This is a genomic window from Pseudonocardia zijingensis (assembly GCF_042657305.1).
Lineage (GTDB): Bacteria > Actinomycetota > Actinomycetes > Mycobacteriales > Pseudonocardiaceae > Pseudonocardia > Pseudonocardia zijingensis.
On sequence record NZ_JBHSKO010000010.1, the window covers coordinates 204907 to 224799 of the forward strand.

Sequence of the window (19893 nt, forward strand, 5' to 3'; positions counted from 1 at the left end):
TGGTGTGGGCGAGTCTCGCGTTCGGTGCGCCGAGTTCCGCGCGGTGCGGTGCGTGTACCGCGTCCCGCGTGGGCGCTAGCGTTCGGTGCGCCGAGTCCCGCGCCGTGGGGCGCGAGCTGCGCGTTCGGCGGGTGCCGGCGCCGGCCTGTGACGCGGGACTCGCGCCGCGAAACGGGAGACTCGCCGTTCGAGACGGGAGACTCGCCCCGACGAAACGGGAGACTCGCGGCCCGGACGGCGGTCCCGCGCCTCACGAACGGGAGACTCGCCGTTCGAGGCGGGAGACTCGCCGTTCGAGACGCGAGACTCGCCCTGACGAAACGGGGGACTCGCGGGTGGTGGTGGGTCAGCCGTTCTGGGCGATGTCCACCAGCAGCGCGTGGAGGGTGCGGACGGGCACGCCGGTGCCGCCCTTCGTCACGTAGCCGTAGGGGCCGCCGCTGTGGAAGCTGGGCCCGGCGATGTCGATGTGGGCCCAGGCGAGGCCGTCGGGCACGAACTCGCGCAGGAAGGTGCCCGCCACGAGCATCCCGCCCCAGCGGCTGCCGGTGACGTTGGCGATGTCGGCGATGCGGGAGTCGAGCTCGCTGCGCATGTGCTCTGGCAGCGGCATCGCCCAGCCGTCCTCGCCGGTGGCGCGGGCGTGGGCGGCGACGCGGTCGCGGAAGTCGTCGCTGCCCATGACGCCGGCGGTGCGCATGCCGAGCGCCACCTGCTGGGCGCCGGTGAGGGTGGAGGTCTCCACGAGGTAGTCGGGCTCGTCCTCGGCGGCGCGGACGATGGCGTCGGCGAGGACGAGCCTGCCCTCGGCGTCGGTGTTGAGCACCTCGACGGTCTTGCCGCCGTACATCCGCAGGACGTCGCCGGGGCGGTAGGCGGTGGAGCTGGGCATGTTCTCGGCCATCGGGACGGTGGCGGTGACGGCCACGGGCAGCTGCAGCTGGGCCGCGAGCACCGTGGTGGCGATCACGGCGGCGGCGCCGCTCATGTCCGAGGTCATGTGATCCATGTTGGCGGCGGGCTTGATCGAGATGCCGCCGGTGTCGAACGTGATGCCCTTGCCGACGAGGGCGACGCTCGCGCGCGGCGAGGAGCCGCCGGCCCAGCGCAGCCGCACGAGGCGCGGCTTGCGTGAGGAGCCGCCGCCGACGCCCAGCACGCCGCCGAAGCCGCCCTCGGCCAGCGCCGCGTCGTCGAGCACCTCGACCTCGACGCCCGCGGCCTCGGCGAGCTCGCGCGCCCGGGCGGCGAAGGTCTCGGGGTAGAGGTCGTTGGGCGGGGTGTTGACCAGGTCGCGGGCGGTGCGCACGGCGCCGGCCACGGCGGTGGCGGTGCGCAGCACCTCGTCCTGCCCGTCCTCGGCGAGGAGCGCCACGCTGCCCACGGGGGCGCGGCCGTTGCCGTTGGACCGGTACTCGGTGAACGTGTAGGCGCCCATCAGGGTGCCCTCGGCGGCCGCGCCGAGGTCGAGCCGGCCCAGCGCGCTGACGACGCGGTCGCTGCCCGCGAGCGCCCGCGCGGCGGAGCCGGACGCGCGCCGCACCTGCTCGGCCTGCGGTTCGCCGCCCTCGTCGGTCGCCCCGAGTCCGACGGCGACGAGCAGCGGGGCGGTGATCGCGCCGCGGGCCGGGAGCTTCACGACCTCGTCGGCCTTGCCGGTGGCCCCGACCACGGCGAGCAGCTCGGTGAGCGCGGCCTCGCCGCCGAAGGCCTCGGCGATCTCACCCGCCCCGGGGGCGATGCGGGGTCGTTCCTCGCCGTCGGCCGCGGGCAGCAGGCCGATGACCACGGCGTCGACGTCGGCGGTGACGGGCGAGCCGTCCGCGATGTGCAGGTCGGTGGACACGCGTGGGGTCCTCTCGGGAGATGGGTGGCGAGACCGGTTCGAGATGCTAATGACACCGACGTGCCGTCGGTCCGGCCAGGCCCGGGTGCAAGGGTGTACGCCGTGTCCTCGAGCGTGCAGCGCCGTCTTGGTACCGCGGACGCCACGGTGCTCGGCCTGGCCGCAATGCTCGGCACCGGGGTGTTCGCGGTCTGGGCCCCTGCGGCGGCGGCCGCCGGGCCGTTCCTCCTGTTCGCGGTGCTGCTGGCGGGCATCGTGGCGGCCTGCAACGCTGCCTCCACGGCCGATCTGGCCGTCGCCCATCCCGAGAGCGGTGGTGGCTACGTCTACGGCCGTGAGCGGCTCGCGCCGGGTGCGGGCCGGCTCGCCGGTGTGGCGTTCCTGGTGGGGAAGACGTCCTCGGCGGCCGCTGCGGCCGGGGTGTTCGGCGCCTACGTGCTCCCGTCGAGCCCGCTGCCCGCGGTCGTGCTGGTCATCGTGGCCGTCACCGTGCTGAACGCCACGGGCGTCCGGTGGACGGCGCGGGGGGCCTACGCGCTCGTCGGCGGCACGCTGGCGGTGCTCGTGGTCGTGGTGGTGATCGGCCTGGTGGGGCCCGAGCCCATGCCGGTGGGCACCCTGGCGAGCCCGGACGCCGAGGCGGTGCCCACGCCGGGGAGCGGGGTGGTCGGGGTGCTCACGGCGGCGGGCCTGGTCTTCTTCGCGTTCGCCGGGTACGCGCGCATCGCGACGCTCGGCGAGGAGGTGCGCGACCCGCGCCGCACGATCCGGCGGGCCATCGGGCTGGCGCTCGGCATCACGCTGATGACGTACCTGCTGGTGGCGGCCGCGCTGATGGTCGGCCTCGGCACCGACCGGCTCGCCACGGAGGCCGCGCCGCTCGTGGCGGTGGTGGACGCGGGCGAGACGAGCGCGCTCGGGGTGCTGGTCCGCGCCGGGGCGGCCGTGGCGGCGGGGTCGGCGCTGCTGTCGGTGCTGGTCGGGGTGAGCCGCACCGCGCTGGCCATGGCCCGGCGCGGCGAGCTGCCCCGCGGTCTCGCGGCGATCTCGGCGCGGGGCACGCCGACCCGCGCCGACATCGCGGGCGGGCTCGTCACGATCGGCATCGCGGTGCTGGCCGGGCCGATCGCGGCGATCGCGCTGTCGGCCTGCTCGGTGCTCGTGTACTACGCGGTGATCAACCTGGCTGCGCTGCGCATGGCGCCCGCCGAACGCAGCTGGCCGCGGTGGACCTCGGCGCTCGGCCTGGTGCTGTGCCTGGGGCTGGCCGCGCTCCTGCCCACGCGGCAGGTCGTGGTCACGGCGGTGGCGCTGGCCGTGGCCTGGACGCTCTGCACGCTGATCGGCCGGGGCCGCGCACCTGCGCGGGACGACGGAGCCGCCGGGTAGGTTCGCCGCGTGTCCGACCTCCTCACCAGTCCGCTGCACGAGAAGCACACAGCGCTCGGGGCCACCCTCGGGGCGTTCGGGGGCTGGTCGATGCCGCTGGCCTATCCCGCGGGCACCGTGGCCGAGCACACGGCCGTGCGGGAGGCCGTGGGCGTGTTCGACGTCAGCCACCTCGGCAAGCTCGCGATCACCGGGCCGGGTGCCGCGGAGTTCGTCAACCGGTGCTTCACGGCCGACCTCGGGCGGATCGCGCCCGGTCAGGCGCAGTACACGTTGTGCTGCAACGCCTCCGGCGGGGTGGTGGACGACATCATCGTCTACCTCGTCGGGCCGGACGAGGTGCTCGCCGTGCCCAACGCCGCCAACGCGGCGCGGGTGGCCGAGATGCTCCGCTCGGCCGCCCCGGACGGGATCACCGTCACCGACCGGCACCACGACCTCGCGGTGCTCGCCGCGCAGGGGCCGAAGGCGGCCGAGGCGCTGGCCGCGGTGGTGCCCGGCTCCGTGGACGTGGACTACATGTCGTTCACCGACGTCGAGGGCGTGCGGGTCTGCCGCACCGGCTACACCGGTGAGCGCGGCTACGAGCTGCTGGTGCCCGCGGACGACGCCCCGCGCGTCTGGGACGCGCTGCTCGCGGCGGCCGAGGGGTTCGGCGGCGGCCCGGCCGGGCTCGGGGCCCGCGACACCCTGCGCACCGAGATGGGCTACCCGCTGCACGGGCAGGACCTCGGCGAGGACATCACCCCCGTGCAGGCGGGCAGCGGGTGGGCCGTGGGTTGGTCCAAGCCGCAGTTCTGGGGGCGTGACGCGCTGCTCGCGGAGAAGGAGGCGGGCCCGGCGCGGCGGCTGCGTGGCCTGCGGGCCACCGGGCGCGGCGTCCCGCGGCCCGGCATGGCCGTGCTGGCGGACGGTGTGCAGGTCGGCACCACGACGTCCGGCACGTTCTCCCCGACGCTGCGCACCGGCATCGCGCTCGCGCTGATCGACACGGGGGCGGGCGTCGGCCTCGACGACGAGGTGACCGTCGACGTCCGGGGTCGCATGCTGCCCTGCGCGGTGGTGAGGCCGCCGTTCGTGCCCTCCCACGTGCGGTGATGCGAGCGGGATGCTCGGACGTCCGACCGTTGTGCCGCCTAGTACCGTCTGCGCTATGAGCGTGCAGTTCACCCGCACCCCCAACCCGTCGCCGGTGCCGGCAGCCCGGCGGGCGGAGCTGGTGGCCGATCCGGGGTTCGGTCGGTACTTCACCGACCACATGGTCACGATCCGGTGGAAGTCGGGTGTGGGGTGGCACGACGCCGCCGTGGTGCCCTACGGGCCGCTCACGCTCGACCCGGCCACGATGGTGCTGCACTACGGCCAGGAGATCTTCGAGGGTCTCAAGGCCTACCGGCAGCCCGACGGGTCGATCGCGAGCTTCCGCCCGGAGGCCAACGCGGCCCGGTTCCGGGCGTCCGCGGCGCGGATGGCGATGGCGGAGCTGCCCGACGAGCTGTTCCTCGCCTCCCTCGAGGAGCTCGTGGGCGCCGACCGCGAGTGGGTGCCGCCCGCCGGCGGGGAGGACTCGCTCTACCTGCGTCCGTTCATGCTGGCCACGGAGGTCGGGCTCGGGGTGCGCCCGGCCTCGGAGTACCTGTACGCGGTGATCGCGTCGCCCGCGGGCCCGTACTTCGCGGGTGGCGTCAAGCCGGTGGACGTGTGGCTGTCCACCGACTACACGCGCGCCGCCCTCGGCGGCACCGGCACCGCCAAGTGCGGTGGCAACTACGCCGCCTCCCTGCTGCCGCAGGCCCAGGGCGCCGAGCACGGGTGCGCCCAGGTCGCCTACCTCGACGCCGAGGAGCGGAAGTGGGTCGACGAGATGGGCTCGAACAACCTCTTCTTCGTGTACGGCTCCGGCGACGACGTCGAGGTGGTCACGCCCTCGCTCACCGGCAGCATCCTCGCGGGCGTCACCCGTGACTCCCTGCTGGTGCTGGCCAAGGAGCTGGGCTGCCAGGTCACCGAGCGGCGGGTGTCGGGCCAGGAGTGGCTCGAGGGCGCCGCCGACGGGCGGATCACGGAGGTCTTCGGCTGCGGCACCGCCGCGGTGATCACGCCGATCGGCCGCGTCAAGCACAACGACGGCGAGGTGGAGATCGGCGGCGGGCAGCCGGGCCCGGTCACCCTGAAGCTGCGCGCGCTGCTCACCGACATCCAGCGCGGCGTCGCCGCCGACACGCACAGCTGGATGCGCACGCTCGTCCCGGCCTGATCAGCCGCCGGCGGCGGTGGCCAGCGTGATCAGCACCGCCGTCGCCGCCAGCTCGTTCGCCGCGCCCAGCACGTCACCGGTCATGCCGCCGAAGCGGCGGGCCGTGTGCCGGGACAGCGCGGCGACGAGCGCGGCGCCCAGCACCACCCCGACGGTCGCGCGCGGGCCGAGCGCGAGGCCGGCGGCAGCCAGCGTCGTCCACCAGGCGGCGGCCACCCACCACGGCTGCGACCCGGCCACGAGCGCGCCGAGCCCACCGGGCCGGGCGGCGGGCACGCCTCGGCGGGCCACCCAGCAGAACCCGGCCCGTCCGGTGGCACCGGCCAGCGCGACGGCGGCCACCGCGGCCGGTCCCGCCGATGCCAGCGCGGCGAGCGCCGCGCCCTGCACGCCGAGCACCACCACCAGCGTGACCACGGCGAACGCGCCCACCCCGCCCTCGCGCATCACGGCGAGCGCGCGCTCGGGCGGGCCGTAGCAGCCCAGGCCGTCGGCGGTGTCGGCCAGGCCGTCGACGTGCATGCCGCGGGTGGCGAGCGCGAGGAACCCGACGGTGAGCAGGCCCGCCGCGAGCGGCGGCACGCCCGCCGCGGCGAGCCCGACGAGCAGCCCGCCCGCCACGGCACCCAGCGCCGCCCCGACGACCGGGGCCCATCGCAGCGCACCCGCGCCGAGGCGGGCGGTCGGCTCGACCGTCCCGACCGGCAACACGGTCAGCAGGCCCAGCGCGAGCCGCAGCGACCTCAACGGTCGCCGGTCTCCGCCATCAGGCTGACGGCCATCTGCAGCAGCGGGACGGCGGCCACCGCGCCCGTGCCGTCGCCGAGGCGGACACCGAGGTCCAGCACCGGCGACAGGTCCAGGTGCTCCTCGACGAGCGCCATCGCGGGGTCGGGGGAGCGCTGGGCGTAGAGCCACCAGTCCCGGGCGCCCTTGGCCAGCTCCTCGGCGAGCAGGGCGGCGGCCCCGACGACGACGCCGTCCAGCAGCACGGGCGTGCGCCGCAGCGCGGCCTGCACGCAGAAGCCGGCGAGCGCGGTGAGGTCGGCGCCGCCCACCACGCGCAGCAGCGCGAGCGGGTCGCGCACGTGCGGCCGTGCCCGGCGCAGCGCGTCGCGGACGGCGGCGGCCTTGCGCATCCAGCCCGCGTCGTCGATCCCGCTGCCGCGCCCGATCACGGCCACCGGCTCGGTGTTCGTGAGCGCGGCCACGAGCGTGGCCGCCGGGGTGGTGGCGCCGACGCCGATCGAGGCGGGCACGAGCAGGTCGGCGCCCGCGTCCACCTCTTCGTCGGCCAGCGCCCGGCCGAGGGCGAACGCCCGGTCGGCCTCGTCGCCGGTGAGCGCGTCCTCCCGGTCGATCCGGCCACTGCCCCGGCGGATCCGGCGCTCGTCCGGGGTGTCGCTGTCGAGCGCCACGTCGACGACCCGCACCGACACCCCCGCCACCGCGGCGAGCACGCCGACCGGCGCCGTGTGCTCGCGGAACGCCGTCACCTGCTCGGCCGTCGTGCCCGCGGCGTGGACCGACACCCCGGCCTCGGCGATCCCGTGGTCGCCCGCGACCACCACCACGCGGGGCCGCGCGAGCGGGTGCGGCGGGCACACCCCCTGCGCCGCCGCGAGCCAGACGCCCAGCTCGGCGAGCCGGCCCAGCGCCCCGTCGGGCACGTCCATCTCGGCGTGGCGGGCGACGGCGGCGCGGCGCGCGTCGACGTCCGGGGCGGTGACGGCAGGCAGGTCCACGAGGAGTTCCTACAGCGGCGCCCGGCGCCGGTCACCAACGGGGTGGCGCGTGGGGCCTCAGGGGCGCTTGAGGGGCAGGGGAAGCCCCGCGACCAGCAGCGTCACCTCGTCGCACACGGCGGCGAGGGCGGCGTTGAGGGCGCCGAGCTCGTCGCGGAAGAGCCGGCCCGCCCGCGTGGGCGGCACGACGCCCAGGCCCACCTCCGCCGACACCAGCACGACCCGGCCGGGCGCCGCCGCCACGGCGGACACCAGCTCCTCGACCGCCGTGCCGACCTGCGGCGGGACGGTGGGCGCCTCCCAGGCCCCGGCGTCGTCCAGCACGCCGGTGAGCCAGGTGGCGAGGTCGTCGACGAGCAGGGGCCCGCCGCCCGCGCGCACGACGGCCGCGACGTCGCTGTCCTCCAGCGTGGTCCACGACGGGGACCTGCGGGCGCGGTGGGCGTCGATGCGGGCCGACCACTCGTCGTCGTCCGCGCGGCGCCGGGCCGTGGCGAGGTAGCGGACGGGCTCGTCCGCGGGCAGCAGGTCCTCGGCGAACCGCGACTTGCCCGAGCGGGTGCCTCCCAGCACCAGGGTGCGGCTCAGGGGTTCGCGCCCCGCTCGACCCGCGGCTTCGGGATGCGCAGCCTGCGCAGCTGGCTGGCCCGCGTGAAGGCGTACCAGCCGGTGGACAGGGCGCCGATCTGCTCGTCGGGGAACTTCTCGCGCGCCTTCCGGGTGACGGAGGCGCCCAGGAAGATCCCCTCGATGATCATCGTGGTGAGCGCGACGAGGCTGAACAGGCTCAGGTACTGCTGCGCGGCGAGCACCGGCACCAGCAGCGAGAGCACCACGACGATGGCGAGCGGCATGAACAGGCCCATGATGTGCGGGCGCGAGTCGACCACGTCGCGGATGTAGGCCTTGACCGGCCCGCGGTCGCGCGGCATGAGGTAGCGCTCGTCGCCCTCGGCCATCCGCTGCCTGCGCTCCTCGGCGAGGCGGCGCCGCTCGTCGCGGCTCGGGCGGTTGGCCCTGGCCAGGCGGGCCGCCTCGCGCTGCGTGCGCGGCGGCGGTGCGGCCGGCCCGCGGCGACGGCCCTCGGCCTCGCGCCGCTTCGGGGTGGGGCGGCCCTTGCCGGCGGTGCGCCTCGGGTCGGACTGCTGCTCGGACTCGGTGGGCGCCGGCGCCGTCTCGGACGTGTCGGCGCCGACCTTCGACGGCGTGGAACGGCGCAGGAACCTCACACACCACACCTTACGGGCGATACCGTGCCCGCCATGCGAGTGGTCGTGGCACCTGATTCCTTCGGCGGCACACTGAGCGCCACGGCGGCAGCCGAGGCGATCGCGACGGGATGGCGTCGCACCGCCCCCGGTGACGAACTGCGGCTCCTCCCGCTGGCCGACGGTGGCACCGGGTTCGTCGAGGTGCTGCACGCCGCGCTGGGGGGCGAGTGGCACGAACGCGAGGTCACGGGCCCGTTCGGCGACCCCGTGCCCGCCCGCTGGCTGCGGATCGCCGACACCGCCTACCTGGAGTCGGCCGCCGCGTGCGGGCTGCACTTCGTGCCGCGGGAGCGGCGGGTGCCCGAGGTGGCGCGGTCGCTCACCTCGTACGGGGTGGGCGAGCTGGTGGCCGACGCCCGCGACGCCGGGGTGGCGGAGGTCGTGATCGGGCTGGGTGGCTCGGCCACCACCGACGGCGGTGCCGGGATGCTCGCGGCGCTGGGTGCGGTGCCGGTCGACGCCGAGGGCACGCCGCTGCCGCAGGGCGGTGCCGCGCTCGCCCGCTGCGCGCGCCTCGAGGGAGCGGTCGATCTCGGCGGCACCCGGCTCGTGGCGGCCGCCGACGTCGACAACCCGCTGCTCGGGCAGCACGGGGCTGCCGCCGTGTTCGGCCCGCAGAAGGGCGCCGACGACGCCGCTGTCGCCGCGCTGGACGCCGCGCTCGCGCGGTTCGCCGATGCCCTCGCCGCCGCGTTCGGCGCGGACGTGCGCGACGAGCCCGGGGCCGGGGCCGCCGGTGGTCTGGGTGCCGCGCTGCTCGCGTGCGGGGCGCGGCGGGTGTCCGGCGCGGGCCTGGTGCGCGAGCTCGTCGGGCTGGACGCCGAGCTCGACAAGGCCCAGCTGGCCATCACCGGCGAGGGCAGCTTCGACTGGCAGTCGCTGCGCGGCAAGCTGATCACCGCCGTCGCTCGCGGGGCGGCCGACCGGGGCCTTCCGTGCATCGTGCTCGCCGGGCAGGTGTCGGTGGGGCGGCGCGAGGCCGCCGCGGTGGGCGTCGACTCCGCCTACGGGGTGGCCGAGCACGCGGGCGGCGTCGAGGCCTCGATGGCCGATCCCGCAGGCACCCTCGCCGCGCTCGCCGAGCACGTCGCGCGCCAGTGGAGCAAGGACTGAGCGGAACGCGATCGCGGGTGGCGCGCATCACCCTGCCGCAGGTGCCCGGGCGAGCGGGGGTACCGGAGGTACGCTGGGAACAGGAAAGCGCCGCAAGCTGTTGGGGAGAGTCATGACTGTCGACAACACCACCGCCGTCGAGACCGAGACGCACGGCGTCGAGCTCACCGACGCCGCCGCGCTCAAGGCCAAGGCGCTGCTCGACCAGGAGGGCCGCGACGACATGCACCTGCGCATCGCCGTCCAGCCGGGTGGCTGCGCCGGCCTGCGCTACCAGCTGTTCTTCGACGACCGCGAGCTCGACGGCGACCTGTTCCGCGACTTCCAGGGGCTGAAGGTCGGCGTCGACCGGATGTCGGCCCCGTACCTGCAGGGTGCGGTCATCGACTTCGTCGACAGCATCGAGAAGCAGGGCTTCACGATCGACAACCCGAACGCGGGCGGCTCCTGCGCCTGCGGCGACTCGTTCAACTGAGCTGATCGCGGCTTCCTCGTCGTCGGACCCCGGCCGGGACCTCTCGGCCGGGGTCCGCGCGTCTGTAGGGTGACTGCCCGTGCCTATCGCCGTGACCGGGTCCATCGCCACCGACCAGCTGATGCATTTCCCGGGTCGGTTCGCCGACCAGCTCGTGCTGGACCAGCTCGACCGGCTGTCGCTCAGCTTCCTGGTCGACGACATGGTGATCCGTCCCGGTGGCGTGGCGGGCAACATCGCCTACGCGCTCGGCGTGCTCGGCCGCTCGCCCCTGCTGGTCGGTGCGGTCGGGGCCGACTTCGGCGAGTACCGGGCCCGCCTCGAGGCCAACGGCGTCGACTGCTCCGCCGTGCTGGTCTGCCCGGACGTCAACACGGGCCGTTTCGTCTGCACCACCGATGACGACATGCGCCAGATCGCGTCGTTCTACACCGGCGCCATGGCGCGCTCGCGGGAGATCTCGCTGGCCCCGCTGCGCGAGCGGATCGAGCTCGTGCTGGTGGGCGCCAACGACCCCGAGGCGATGCTGCGCCACACCGACGAGTCCCGCGAGCTGGGCATTCCGTTCGCGGCCGACCCGTCCCAGCAGCTCGCCCGCATGGAGGGCCCGGAGATCCGCCGGCTCGTCTCGGGCGCCCGCTACCTGCTCACCAACGACTACGAGTGGGAGCTCCTGCTCAAGAAGACCGGCTGGACCGAGGCGCAGGTCGCCGACGAGGTGGAGATCAGGATCACCACCCACGGCGAGAACGGCGTGGAGATCCACGGCCCGCAGACGCTGAAGATCGGTGTCGTGCCCGAGACCGGCAAGGTCGACCCCACCGGCGTCGGCGACGCGTTCCGCGCCGGCTTCCTCGCGGCGGTGTCCGGCGGCCTGTCCCTGGAGCGCGCGGCACAGCTCGGCTCGCTCATCGCGGTGCAGGTCCTGGAGACCGACGGCCCGCAGGAGTGGACCTGGGACCGCGCCACGGCGCTCACCCGCCTGGGCGAGGCCTACGGCCCCGACGCGCCCACGGAGATCGAGCGGGTGCTCCCGGCCTGACGGCCGGGAAACCGCCGCAGGCGGGGCCGGAGCCGTGATCGACGCGGCACGCGTCCGTGCCCGACCCGGGCCGGTTCCCGGCGACCTGCTCGGCTAGTCTCTACGCGAGGTCGAAATCAGGCCCGGCACGCAGGATCGGGCAGCTACGGTTCAGGAGGGCGGCGAGCAGTGGGCCGAGCACAGCGCGGGGGAGACCGATCCTCGACGAGGCCCCCGTCGAGATTGCAGGGCCCGCGGCGGCGCGCGGTCCAGCTGGCCGGGCTGGTCCTGCTGGTCGTCCCGCTCACCACCGGGTGTTCGGTGGAGGAGGTCCTGCGGTTCGGGTGGCCGGTGGGCGTCACCCCGCAGGCCGAGTCGATGCGCCAGCTGTGGACGTGGTCCGCGATCGCGGCGCTCGTCGTCGGGGCGGTCACCTGGGGTGCGATGTTCTGGGCGGTGGCCTTCCACCGCAAGCGCAAGGGCGACGAGAGCCTGCCGCGCCAGACGCAGTACAACCTGCCCCTCGAGGTCACCTTCACGGTGATCCCCACGATCATCGTCGCGGTGCTGTTCGCGTTCACCGTGAACGTGCAGAACTACGTCGACACCGACGTGGCCGACCCGGACCTGCGGGTGGACGTCACGGCGTTCCAGTGGAACTGGGAGTTCGAGTACCCCGACGCCCCCACGCCCGACGGGCAGCCGGTGAGCACGCTGGGCACCAGCGAAACCATCCCGCTGCTGGTGCTCCCCACGGAGCGGCGGATCGAGTTCTCCCAGCGGTCCAACGACGTGATCCACAGCTTCTTCGTGCCCGAGTTCCTGTTCAAGCGCGACGTCTTCCCGCTGCCCGAGGTCAACGACCAGGACAACGTCTGGCAGATCGACTCGATCGACCGCGAGGGTGCCTTCGTCGGCCGCTGCGCCGAGCTCTGCGGCACCTACCACGCCATGATGAACTTCGAGGTCAGGGCGCTCTCGCCGGCGCTGTTCGACCAGTGGCTCGCGCTGCGCCAGCAGACCAACCCGGCCACCGGCGCCCCGTACACGGCGGGTGAGGCGCTGCAGCAGCTCGGCTGCGGCGAGCTGTGCACGCCCGAGGCGTACACCACCTACCCCTTCAACACCGACCGCACGCTCCGCAGCGCGTCGCAGCCGGTCACCGCGGGGAGCTGAGGCACGCCATGAAGGTCGAATCCCGAATCTTCGAGATCGTCACCGCGTTCTTCTTCCTCGCGGCGATCGTCTACACCGTGCTCGCCCAGGAGCCCGTCGGCATCGCGGCGCTGTTCCTCACCGGCGGCCTCTCGCTGATCATCGGCACGTACTTCCGGTTCATCTCCCGGCGGCTCGAGGAGCGGCCGGAGGACAACCCGGAGGCCGAGGTCTCCGACGGCGCGGGCGAGGTCGGCTTCTTCTCCCCGGGCAGCTACTGGCCCATCGGGGTGGCCGCCTGCGCCGCACTCTGCGGCATCGCACTCGCCTTCTGGCACGTGTGGCTGCTGGTGATCGGCGGCGTGCTGCTGCTGATCGCCGTCGGCGGTCTGGTCTTCGAGTACCACATCCGCCCCGCGGAGCACTGAGCTCCGTCCCGCCGGGTGCGCGGGTTCCGCGGAAACGCTGCTCACGGCCAGTCGGGACGGCACACATGCCCGGACGCGTGTGCCGTCCCGACTGGGTGTGTGCCGTGGTGTAGCTGTGCGCGTCAGCCGCGGGCCGCGTCCCCCAGCGTCTGGCGGGCGATGATCACCTGCTGGATCTGGCTGGTGCCCTCGTAGATCCGGAACAGGCGCGCGTCGCGGTAGAACCGCTCGACCGCGACGCCGCGGATGTACCCCGCGCCGCCGTGCACCTGGACGGCCCGGTCGGCCACCCGGCCCACCATCTCGCTGGCGAAGTACTTGGCCACCGAGGGTCCGCGCACCTTGTCGGTGCCCTCGTCGTAGGCGCGCGCGACGTCGAGCACGAGGGCACGGCCTGCCATGTGGTCGGTGACGGAGTCGGCGATCAGGCCCTGCACCAGCTGGAACGAGGCGATCGGCCGCCCGCCCTGCTCGCGGCTGCGCGCGAACTCCACCGACTCGTGCACCAGCCGCGCCGCCATCCCGACGCACAGGGCCGCGATGTGGGCGCGGCCGTGCGCGAGGCACCGGGCGGCGGTCTGGAAGCCGCGGTCCACGCCGTCGGCGCCACCGACCAGGGCCTCCGCGGGCACGCGCACGTCGTCGAGGTGGACGTCGGCGGTCCAGGCGCCGAACTGGCCCATCTTGTGGTCCTTCGGCCCGATGCTGAGCCCCGGGGTGTCGGTGGGCACGAGGAACGTGGAGATGCCCCGGTTGCCCACCGCGTCCGGGTTGGACCGGGCGAACACCATGATCACGTCGGCCACGGGGGCGTTGGTGATGTAGCGCTTCGACCCGTTGAGCACCCAGTCGGAGCCGTCGCGGCGCGCGGTGGTGGCCAGGCCCGCCGGGTCCGACCCCGCGTCGGCCTCGGTGAGCCCGAACGAGGCCGTCACCTCGCCGGACGCCAGCCGCGGCAGCCAGCTGCGCCGCTGCTCCTCGGTGCCCCCGACCAGCAGCACCTGCCCCGCGATGCCGTTGTTCGTGCCGAAGAGCGACCGCAGGGCGGGGGTGGTCCAGCCCAGCTCGAACGCGAGCTGCGCCTCCTCGGTGAGGGTCATGCCGAGGCCGCCGTACTCCTCCGGGATCGCGAACCCGTAGAGCCCCATCTCCTTGCAGGTGGAGATCACGTGCTCCGGGATCGCGTCCTCGGCGTCGATCTGCTCCTCGATCGGCACGACCTCCTTGCGGACGAAATCGCGCACGGCGGACAGCACATCAGCGAGGTCGGCGGGGTCCATGGTCGGGACGCTACCGCCGGTACGGGCACGGCGTCCCGTCAGCGCACGAGCGCGACGAGGAAGCCGTCGTACCGGCCGCCGCGCACCACGTTGTCGACGACGATCATGATCAGCCTGTGCGGGGCGGGGTGGGGCGCGCCCTACCCTGAGCGGGGAGGCGCACCGGCTGGGGGGCGTCGCGAGGGGGGACGAGAGTACGCGGCATGACCGACTACGCGCCTGCCCCGGCGCCCGGAGCGCTGACCGCGTCCCAGCGGTTCTGGCGGGGTTACGGCTACCTGCTCGGTGGTCTGCCGCTGGCCATCGTCGCGTTCGTGATCGCGGTCGTGGGCTTCGCGGCGGGCGTCGGCACGATGGTGGTCTGGCTCGGGCTGCCGATCCTCGCCGGCACGCTGCGCGCCTCGCGCGGGCTCGCGCGCGTCGAGCGGCGGGGCGCGGAGTGGGCCACCGGCCGCCCGCTGCCGCCGCACCACTACCGGGAGGCGCGGGGCCGCGGGATCGGGCGGCTGTTCCGCATGATCGCCGACCCGCAGTCGTGGCGTGACCTGCTGCACGGCGTGATCGGGTTCCCGGTGCGGGTCGCGATGTTCGTCATCGCCGTGGTCTGGACGGTCGGCGGGCTCGGGTCGGTGCTCTACGTCACCTGGCAGTGGGCCCTCCCCGAGAACGGCGGGCTGTTCTGGCTGATCTTCGGCTACAACTTCCGCCTGGGGGAGATCGCGCTCAACACCGTGCTCGGCGTGATCATGCTGACCACGGCCCCGCTGGTCGTCCGCGGACTGGTGGCCACGCGGGCCGGGCTGGCCCGGGGCCTGCTCACCAACCAGACCGCGGCCCTGCGCGCCCGCGCGGCCCAGCTCGAGTCGAGCAGGCGCGCCGCAGTCCAGGCCGAGGCGCAGACCCTGCGCCGGCTCGAGCGCGACATCCACGACGGCCCGCAGCAGCGCCTCGTGCGGCTGAACATGGACCTGGAGGCCGTCGCCCGCCGGCTCGACGACAACCCGGAGAAGGCGCGGCCGCTGGTGGCGGAGGCGCTCGAGCAGAGCCGGGAGGCCCTCGACGAGCTGCGCGCCCTCTCCCGCGGCATCGCCCCGCCGATCCTCGCCGACCGCGGCCTCGGGCCCGCCCTCGCCGCCGCCGCGGCCCGCTGCCCGGTGGAGGTCTCGCTCGACGTCGCGCTGCCGCCGGGGCAGCGGCTCGCCGCCGCCGTGGAGAACACCGCGTACTTCGTGGCGACGGAGGCGCTCACGAACGTCGCGAAGCACGCGCAGGCCACGTTGTGCACGGTGGTCGTCTCCGCCGACGCAGGCCGGGTGCTCGTGCAGGTCCGCGACGACGGGCGCGGCGGGGCGCACCTCGGCAAGGGCCACGGCCTCGCCGGGCTCGCCGACCGGCTGGCCACCGTGGAGGGCGCGCTGGACGTGGTGAGCCCGCCCGGTGGACCCACCGTGCTGACCGCCGAGATCCCGCTGCACGGGGTGGGTGGATGATCGAGCGGTGAAGGTCGTGTTGGCGGAGGATTCACTGCTGTTGCGGGAGGGGCTCGTCCGCCTCCTCGACGAGGCGGGGGCCAATGTGGTGGCCGCCGTCGGCGACGGGGACGGCCTGGTCGCGGCCGTGCAGGAGCACCGCCCCGACGTCGCCGTGGTGGACGTCCGGATGCCCCCGAGCTTCACCGACGAGGGCCTGCGCGCCGCGCTGGAGGTGCGCCGCACCGTGCCCGGCACGGCGATCCTGGTGCTGTCGCAGTACGTCGAGGAGTCATACGCCTCGGACCTGTTCGCGGCGGGTGGCGGGGTCGGCTACCTGCTGAAGGACCGGGTCTCGAAGCTCGCCGACCTGTCCGACGCGCTGCAGCGGGTGGCCGACGGCGGCACCGTGCTCGACCCCGAGGTGGTCTCGGCGCTGTTCGCCCACCGTCGCCGCCGCGACCCGCTCGCGGAGCTGTCCCCGCGCGAGCGGGAGGTCATGGGCCTCATCGCGGAGGGGCGCACGAACACGGCCATCGGCCGCACCCTCGTGATCAGCCAGGGGGCCGTCGAGAAGCACATCTCGTCGATCTTCACCAAGCTCGGCCTGCCCCCCTCGGGCGACGACCACCGCCGGGTGATGGCGGTGCTGACCTGGCTGGGCGTCTGACGGCCTCCACCTCCGATGGTGTGCCACGATGGGTGCTCATGTGCGCACGCGAGGACGGGCCAGGAGCCGAGTACTGGCAGGAGGTGCCGTCGGCCGACCGCGTCGAGGCCGCGGCATCGGCGTTCCGCCTGCTCGGCGACCCGACCCGGCTGCGCGTGCTCTGGGTGCTGTGCGGTGGTGAGCACGACGTCACCACGGTGACCGGCCTGGTCGGCGCCGCACGTCCCGCGGTGTCCCAGCACCTGGCGAAGCTGCGCCTGGCCGGGCTCGTCGTCGCGCGCCGGGAGGGGCGGCGCGTGCTCTACCGCGCGAGCGGCGCGCACGTGCGCCGGCTCGTGGCGGAGGCGTTCGAGAGCGCCGGCCACCGGGTCAGCGGGCGGCCGGACCACCCGTGACGCGCTCGTCGGCCCAGACGCCCGCGGCGGCGGCGCGCGCGGCGTCGGCGGCCCACCGCGCGGCGAGGGCGTCGTCCACGGCGCCGCCCAGCAGGAGCAGCTCGTGGTAGAGCGGTGCCGTGGCCGCCACCAGCAGCCGGCGGGCGTCCGTGCCGGCGGGCACCTCGCCGCGGGACACGGCCCGGTCCACCACCACCTCCGAGCGCCGGTACCGGTCGTCGAGGAACTCGTGCAGGGCGTGCGCCGCCGCCGGTGAGCGGTGCGAGGCCACGATCAGGGCCCTGGCGAGCGAGCGTTCGGCGGTGAGGTGCCGGACGACGTCCTGGTTCAACGCGGTGAGGTCCGCGGCCAGGCTTCCCCGGTCGGGTGGCGTCCAGTCGTCCTCGCGGCCCGCGGCCAGGGCGTCGGCGAGCAGGCCGCCCACGTCGCGCCACCGGCGGTAGACGGTGGCCCGGTGCACGCCGGAGCGTTCCGCCACGGCGTCGACGGAGAGGCCGTCGAACCCGTGGTCGAGCAGTTCCGCCTCCACCGCGGCCAGCACGGCGGCGCGGGTGCGTGCGGTGCGGCCCCCGGGCCGGCGCGTGATCGCCACGGCCGTATTCTCCTAGTGCGACAAGTGTCGCGTCCAGGGAGGTGTGGTGCTCACTCGCATTCCGGTCGACGAACCCGGCGCCGGGCCGTACGCGGTCGCCGTCGATGCCGCGGGCGTCGCGTGGGTGACGCTCGTGCACTCCGGTCGGATCGCCCGCATCCCGCCGGGCGGGCCCGCGGAACTGCACGACCTGGGCAACGCCGCGTCCCGGCCGTCGCTGGTGGCGCTCGCGCCGGACGGGGCCGTGTGGTTCACCCGCGGCGGCGACGACCGCATCGACCGCATCGATCCCGCCGTCGGCGCCCGCACGAGCGTGCCGGCGAGCGGCAGCCCCTACGGGATCGTGGTGGCGCCCGACGGCGCGGTCTGGTTCACCGCGATCGGTGCCGACGCCGTCGGGCGCCTCGACCCGGACGGCTCCGTGGCGCTCACGCCGGTGCCCGACGGGAACGGGATGCCCGCGATGATCACGGCGGGCCCGGACGGCGCGATGTGGTTCACGCTGAACCGGCGGGCCGCCCTCGGGCGCGTCGACGCCGCGGGCGCGGTCACCGTCCGCCCGCTGCCCGACCCGGACTGCGGGCCGGTCGGGATCGCGAGCGACGGGCGCGCGCTCTGGTTCGCCGAGATCGGCGCGGGCCGGGTCGGCCGGCTCGTCCCCGGCGGCGAGGTGCAGGAGTTCGACCTGCCGGACCGCGCCGCGCGCCCGCACGCGGTGGCCCCGGACGGCGCCGGTGGCTGCTGGGTCACGCTGTGGGCGGCCCACGCCCTCGCCCACCTCGACGAGCGCGGCGCCGTCACCGCCGTACACGACCTCGGCGCGGGATCGGAGCCGCACGGGGTGGCCGTCGGCCCCGCCGGCACGGTGCTCGTGGCGTTGGAGATCGGGCAGCTGGCCGCGTTCCGCCCGGACGCACAGCCCCGCGCCGGTCGATGATCAACACCTCCGCGACGTTCTGATTTCCGGGGGGATCGAGGACCCTCACGATCACCGTGAGCTGCGAGCGCTGATCCGCCCGCTCACAGGCGGCCCGAGCGGAGGTCCGCGACGGCGAGGCGGGCGGCCTGGCCGATCACCGCGTCGGCGCGCGGGAGCACCTCCTCCGCCCGGGCCGCTTGCGTGAACACGGCCACGGCGACGGGCCGTTCCCCGTCGAACTGCACGACGCCGACCTCGTTGCGGACGGCGGCGAGCGTGCCGGTCTTGCCCGCCACGCGGACCCCGACCGGGGGGAATCCCGAGCGCATCCGGTGCTGCCAGGCCTGCGCGCCGAGCAGCTCGCGGGCGAACCGGCACTGGTCGGGCGAGGCCGCGCGGTCGGACCAGACCGCGTCGAGCAGCCGGGTCATCTCGCGCGCTGTGGTGGCGCTGGCGAGCACGGCGTCGTAGGCGCGGACGGCGACCGCGGCGTCGTTGCTGGTCAGCGCGCGGAAGGCGGCGGCCGTGTCGGGGGCGGCGGTGTCGGCCACCAGGCTGCGGAACACGTCCGCGGTGCCGCCGTGCACCCGCGTGCGCTCGAGCCCGAGATCGTCGAGGGCCGCGTTCACGCGGTCGAGCCCGACGCGGCGCAGTACGACGTCGGCGGCGGCGTTGTCGGAGACGGCGATCATGGAGCAGGCGAGGTCGCGCCACGACATCGTCACGGGGTCTCGCATGATCGACAACCCCGTGGGCCCCGTGGTGCGCTCCGCCGGGTCGACGGTGAGCCGCTCGCGCGGGTCGAGCTCACCCGCGTCCACGAGGCGGCAGAACGCCACGAGCAACGGCAGCTTGTAGACCGAGGCCATCACCACCGGCTCGTCCGGGTCGACCTCGACCTCCCGTGCCGGGCAGCCCAGCGGCATCGCGTGCAGCACGCCCTGCACGCCCGCGTCGGCGAACGCGCGGCGGATGGCCTGCGCGGGCCCGGTCACGGCGGCGGCTCCCGGTCGAGCGCGCCGAGCACGGCGTCGCGGACGGCCGGGTCGGGGCCCGCGCCGCGCCACGCCGTGCGCAGGCGCAACGGGAGGGGCTCGCCCGCCACCTCGCGGCGGACGACGCCGGGCGCGCCCAGGTCCGGGTCGGCGGTGAGGGCGAACGCCCGCCCCGTGGCGACGTGCAGGAGCGCGGAGCGGTCGTCCGGTGCGGTGACGGTGGCCGCCACCAGCCCGCGTTGCTCGAGGGTGTCGAGCAGGAGGTCGTGCGCGGCGGGGCCGTGGGCCCGCGGGGCTGTGGCGAGCGCGAGCCCGCGCAGCGACCGCAGGGCCACCGGGCCCGGCGTGGCCGCCGCCGGGTGGCCGGAGGGCAGCAGCAGCGCGGTGGCGAGCCGGTGGACGGGGCCGCTGCGCAGGCTCCCCAGGAGCGCGGGATGCACGACCACGGCGAGGTCGAGCCGACCGGCCGTGAGCGCGTCCAGCAGCTCGGTGGACGAGGCCGTGACGACGTCGGGTGGGTCGGCGCAGGCGGTGGCGATCGCCGCGATCGTCCGGACCGGGAGTTGGGGCACGGCGCCGATCCGGACCGGGGCCGCCGCGTGCGCGCTCGCCGCGCGACGCAGATCCTCGGCGTCCTGCAGCAGCGCGCGGGCGCGGGGGAGCAGGTCGCGGCCCGCGGCGTTGAGCCGGGCCCCGCGCGATCCGCGGTCGACCAGGACCACGCCGAGGGAGCGCTCCAGCCGCTGCAACCCCTGCGACAGCGGCGGCTGCGCGATCCCGAGCCGGGCTGCCGCGTGCCCGAAGTGCCCCTCCTCGGCGACCGCGACGAAGAACTCGAGGTGCCGCAGGAGGTCCACCGGCGGACCGTAGCAG

At 75.3% G+C, this 19893-nt stretch carries 21 protein-coding genes; 12 read left to right on the plus strand and 9 right to left on the minus strand.

What is annotated here, in order from left to right:
- Positions 1-346 precede the first annotated feature (346 nt).
- A complete protein-coding gene (locus ACFPL3_RS21245; protein ID WP_343945793.1) occupies positions 347-1846 on the minus strand; it encodes a leucyl aminopeptidase in 1500 nt (499 codons plus the stop codon).
- 102 nt (positions 1847-1948) lie between these two features.
- Between ACFPL3_RS21245 and ACFPL3_RS21250 the strand changes: the two genes are divergently transcribed.
- Genes ACFPL3_RS21250 through ACFPL3_RS21260 form a run of 3 tightly spaced genes read left to right on the plus strand, consistent with a single transcriptional unit; the run spans position 1949 to position 5492 of the window.
- A complete protein-coding gene (locus ACFPL3_RS21250; protein WP_343945794.1) occupies positions 1949-3235 on the plus strand; it encodes an APC family permease in 1287 nt (428 codons plus the stop codon).
- Positions 3236-3244: 9 nt separating this feature from the next.
- Complete coding sequence (gene gcvT / locus ACFPL3_RS21255; protein WP_343945795.1) at positions 3245-4333, plus strand: glycine cleavage system aminomethyltransferase GcvT; 1089 nt, start codon at positions 3245-3247, stop codon at positions 4331-4333.
- Between the two features lie 55 nt (positions 4334-4388).
- Positions 4389-5492 carry a branched-chain amino acid aminotransferase gene (locus tag ACFPL3_RS21260; protein ID WP_343945796.1) on the plus strand — a complete coding sequence of 368 codons (1104 nt, stop codon included), beginning with the start codon at positions 4389-4391 and terminating at the stop codon, positions 5490-5492.
- On the opposite strand, the gene ACFPL3_RS21265 is transcribed toward ACFPL3_RS21260, so the two are convergent.
- The 4 genes from ACFPL3_RS21265 to ACFPL3_RS21280 are packed head-to-tail and all read right to left on the minus strand — an operon-like array spanning position 5493 to position 8466.
- Complete coding sequence (locus tag ACFPL3_RS21265; protein WP_379589574.1) at positions 5493-6239, minus strand: adenosylcobinamide-GDP ribazoletransferase; 747 nt, start codon at positions 6237-6239, stop codon at positions 5493-5495.
- A complete protein-coding gene (gene cobT / locus ACFPL3_RS21270; RefSeq protein WP_379589575.1) occupies positions 6236-7237 on the minus strand; it encodes a nicotinate-nucleotide--dimethylbenzimidazole phosphoribosyltransferase in 1002 nt (333 codons plus the stop codon). The genes ACFPL3_RS21265 and cobT overlap by 4 nt, the downstream gene beginning before the upstream one ends.
- A gap of 57 nt (positions 7238-7294) precedes the next feature.
- Positions 7295-7810 carry a bifunctional adenosylcobinamide kinase/adenosylcobinamide-phosphate guanylyltransferase gene (locus tag ACFPL3_RS21275; protein WP_343947178.1) on the minus strand — a complete coding sequence of 172 codons (516 nt, stop codon included), beginning with the start codon at positions 7808-7810 and terminating at the stop codon, positions 7295-7297.
- An 11-nt stretch (positions 7811-7821) separates the two neighbouring features.
- A complete protein-coding gene (locus ACFPL3_RS21280) occupies positions 7822-8466 on the minus strand; it encodes a DUF3043 domain-containing protein (protein WP_379589576.1) in 645 nt (214 codons plus the stop codon).
- A 33-nt stretch (positions 8467-8499) separates the two neighbouring features.
- Here ACFPL3_RS21280 and ACFPL3_RS21285 point away from each other — a divergent pair, with 33 nt between their 5' ends.
- From ACFPL3_RS21285 to ACFPL3_RS21305, 5 genes are all read left to right on the plus strand, one after another.
- A complete protein-coding gene (locus tag ACFPL3_RS21285; protein ID WP_379589577.1) occupies positions 8500-9621 on the plus strand; it encodes a glycerate kinase family protein in 1122 nt (373 codons plus the stop codon).
- A gap of 112 nt (positions 9622-9733) precedes the next feature.
- Positions 9734-10096: a HesB/IscA family protein gene (locus ACFPL3_RS21290; protein WP_343947181.1), complete on the plus strand. Its 363-nt coding sequence runs from the start codon at positions 9734-9736 to the stop codon at positions 10094-10096.
- Positions 10097-10217: 121 nt separating this feature from the next.
- Positions 10218-11138, plus strand: coding sequence for a carbohydrate kinase family protein (locus ACFPL3_RS21295; protein ID WP_343947189.1), 921 nt, complete (start codon positions 10218-10220; stop codon positions 11136-11138).
- 222 nt (positions 11139-11360) lie between these two features.
- The gene (gene ctaC, locus ACFPL3_RS21300; RefSeq protein ID WP_343947182.1) at positions 11361-12293 is read left to right on the plus strand and encodes an aa3-type cytochrome oxidase subunit II; all 933 of its coding nucleotides are present in this window, start codon (positions 11361-11363) and stop codon (positions 12291-12293) included.
- Positions 12294-12301: 8 nt separating this feature from the next.
- Positions 12302-12700, plus strand: a complete 399-nt coding sequence (locus ACFPL3_RS21305; RefSeq protein ID WP_343947183.1) for a cytochrome c oxidase subunit 4 — start codon at positions 12302-12304, stop codon at positions 12698-12700.
- Positions 12701-12822: 122 nt separating this feature from the next.
- Here ACFPL3_RS21305 and ACFPL3_RS21310 read toward each other — a convergent pair whose 3' ends face one another.
- Entirely contained in the window at positions 12823-13980 is a 1158-nt protein-coding gene (locus ACFPL3_RS21310; RefSeq protein WP_343947184.1) for an acyl-CoA dehydrogenase family protein, read from the minus strand.
- A 203-nt stretch (positions 13981-14183) separates the two neighbouring features.
- Between ACFPL3_RS21310 and ACFPL3_RS21315 the strand changes: the two genes are divergently transcribed.
- The 3 genes from ACFPL3_RS21315 to ACFPL3_RS21325 are packed head-to-tail and all read left to right on the plus strand — an operon-like array spanning position 14184 to position 16514.
- A complete protein-coding gene (locus ACFPL3_RS21315) occupies positions 14184-15470 on the plus strand; it encodes a sensor histidine kinase (RefSeq protein WP_343947185.1) in 1287 nt (428 codons plus the stop codon).
- Between the two features lie 7 nt (positions 15471-15477).
- On the plus strand, positions 15478-16119 hold the full coding sequence (locus tag ACFPL3_RS21320) for a response regulator transcription factor (RefSeq protein WP_343947186.1): 642 nt from the start codon (positions 15478-15480) through the stop codon (positions 16117-16119).
- A gap of 38 nt (positions 16120-16157) precedes the next feature.
- Positions 16158-16514: an ArsR/SmtB family transcription factor gene (locus ACFPL3_RS21325; protein WP_343947188.1), complete on the plus strand. Its 357-nt coding sequence runs from the start codon at positions 16158-16160 to the stop codon at positions 16512-16514.
- On the opposite strand, the gene ACFPL3_RS21330 is transcribed toward ACFPL3_RS21325, so the two are convergent.
- A complete protein-coding gene (locus ACFPL3_RS21330; RefSeq protein ID WP_379589578.1) occupies positions 16489-17106 on the minus strand; it encodes a TetR/AcrR family transcriptional regulator in 618 nt (205 codons plus the stop codon). The two genes, ACFPL3_RS21325 and ACFPL3_RS21330, sit on opposite strands and share 26 nt — an antisense overlap.
- 46 nt (positions 17107-17152) lie before the next feature.
- Between ACFPL3_RS21330 and ACFPL3_RS21335 the strand changes: the two genes are divergently transcribed.
- Positions 17153-18043 carry a Vgb family protein gene (locus ACFPL3_RS21335; RefSeq protein ID WP_343946736.1) on the plus strand — a complete coding sequence of 297 codons (891 nt, stop codon included), beginning with the start codon at positions 17153-17155 and terminating at the stop codon, positions 18041-18043.
- A gap of 83 nt (positions 18044-18126) precedes the next feature.
- Here ACFPL3_RS21335 and ACFPL3_RS21340 read toward each other — a convergent pair whose 3' ends face one another.
- The gene (locus ACFPL3_RS21340; RefSeq protein ID WP_379589579.1) at positions 18127-19020 is read right to left on the minus strand and encodes a serine hydrolase; all 894 of its coding nucleotides are present in this window, start codon (positions 19018-19020) and stop codon (positions 18127-18129) included.
- A complete protein-coding gene (locus tag ACFPL3_RS21345; protein ID WP_379589580.1) occupies positions 19017-19877 on the minus strand; it encodes a LysR family transcriptional regulator in 861 nt (286 codons plus the stop codon). The genes ACFPL3_RS21340 and ACFPL3_RS21345 overlap by 4 nt, the downstream gene beginning before the upstream one ends.
- Positions 19878-19893 lie beyond the last annotated feature (16 nt).

Coding starts and splice junctions, on each gene's coding strand:
- ACFPL3_RS21260 (WP_343945796.1), top strand. CDS start 4,389: ATGAGCGTGCAGTTCACCCGCACCCCCAACCCGTCGCCGGTGCCGGCA.
- ACFPL3_RS21285 (WP_379589577.1), top strand. CDS start 8,500: ATGCGAGTGGTCGTGGCACCTGATTCCTTCGGCGGCACACTGAGCGCC.
- ACFPL3_RS21290 (WP_343947181.1), top strand. CDS start 9,734: ATGACTGTCGACAACACCACCGCCGTCGAGACCGAGACGCACGGCGTC.
- ACFPL3_RS21295 (WP_343947189.1), top strand. CDS start 10,218: ATGCATTTCCCGGGTCGGTTCGCCGACCAGCTCGTGCTGGACCAGCTC.
- ACFPL3_RS21305 (WP_343947183.1), top strand. CDS start 12,302: ATGAAGGTCGAATCCCGAATCTTCGAGATCGTCACCGCGTTCTTCTTC.
- ACFPL3_RS21310 (WP_343947184.1), bottom strand. CDS start 13,980: ATGGACCCCGCCGACCTCGCTGATGTGCTGTCCGCCGTGCGCGATTTC.
- ACFPL3_RS21315 (WP_343947185.1), top strand. CDS start 14,184: ATGACCGACTACGCGCCTGCCCCGGCGCCCGGAGCGCTGACCGCGTCC.
- ACFPL3_RS21325 (WP_343947188.1), top strand. CDS start 16,158: ATGTGCGCACGCGAGGACGGGCCAGGAGCCGAGTACTGGCAGGAGGTG.